Raw genomic sequence first — 1081 nt, forward strand, 5'->3', positions numbered from 1 at the left:
AGCAGGTTCGCCACGCTCGAGCACGCCACCAGCAGCACGAAGCCCACCGCCCCCAACAGCATCCACAGCGTCCCTCGCACGTCCCCCACCACCAGGTCCTCCATGGAGCTGACGCTGACGCCCCAGCCGCCGTCCTTGTAGTTGTCGGGGTACGCCGCCTCCTGCTCACCCGCCACCCGCGCCAGGTCCTTGCGCGCCGCCTCCAGCGTCACGCCGGGCTTCAGCCGCGCCACCACGTCCAGGTAGCGATTGCCACGCCGAGCATCCGGGGACGTCATGGGCGGAGGCGCGAAGGGAATGTAGAGGTCCATGTCCGCCGGATACGACACGCCCGGGGGCAGCACGCCCACCACCGAGTAGGACTCACCATCGAGCACGAGCACCTTGCCGAGCACCGCGGGGTCCTTGGCGAAGTGGATCCGCCACGCCTTCTGCGTGAGCACCACTTCCTTGTCGCGGCCCGGCGTCTCCGTCTCTTGCGTATAGAAGCGCCCCAGCATCGGCTGCACGCCGAGCGTGGTGAAAAGCGACGCCGTTCCGTACACGACGTTGAAGCGCAGCGGCGTGTCGCCACCGGTCATCGTCAGGCTGGTCGGCGCGTACGCCGCCACGCTCTCGAAGACCCGCGGCATCTCGAGGTAGTCGTGGTACTCGGGCACGGACACCGAGATGTCCTTCAAGTCCGCGGCCTTGAAGTTGCCGAAGAGGTGCACGAGCCGCGAGGGCTCTCGGAACGGCGGCGGCGTGAGCAGCACCCCGTTCACCACGCTGAAGACCGCGCTGTTCGCGCCAATCCCCAGCGCGAGCGCCAGCACCGCGGCCAACACGAAACCTGGGCTGCCCTTCAACGTGCGCAGCGCATACTTCACGTCCTGAAGCAACATGCTCATGGATTCACTCACTCCGCGCGCAGCGCGATGATGGGGTCCACCTGCGTCGCCCGACGCGCGGGCAACCAGGTCGCGATGAAGGCCACGCCGCTCAGCAGCGCCGCCACGCCCACGAACGTCCACGGGTCATACGCTGTCACCCCAAACAGCATCGACCCCAACAGCTTCGCCAATCCCAGCGACAACACCAG

The 1081-nt window shown here is 67.5% G+C and carries 2 protein-coding genes; both read right to left on the reverse strand.

The features are described from left to right. Positions 1 to 890 (reverse strand): ABC transporter permease (locus JGU66_36235; protein MBJ6766225.1); only part of this gene is annotated, 890 nt, incomplete at its 3' end. Between the two features lie 8 nt (positions 891 to 898). Beyond that, positions 899 to 1081 (reverse strand): hypothetical protein (locus JGU66_36240; GenBank protein MBJ6766226.1); only part of this gene is annotated, 183 nt, incomplete at its 5' end.

Source organism: Myxococcaceae bacterium JPH2 (assembly GCA_016458225.1).
Classification (GTDB): Bacteria; Myxococcota; Myxococcia; order Myxococcales; family Myxococcaceae; genus Citreicoccus.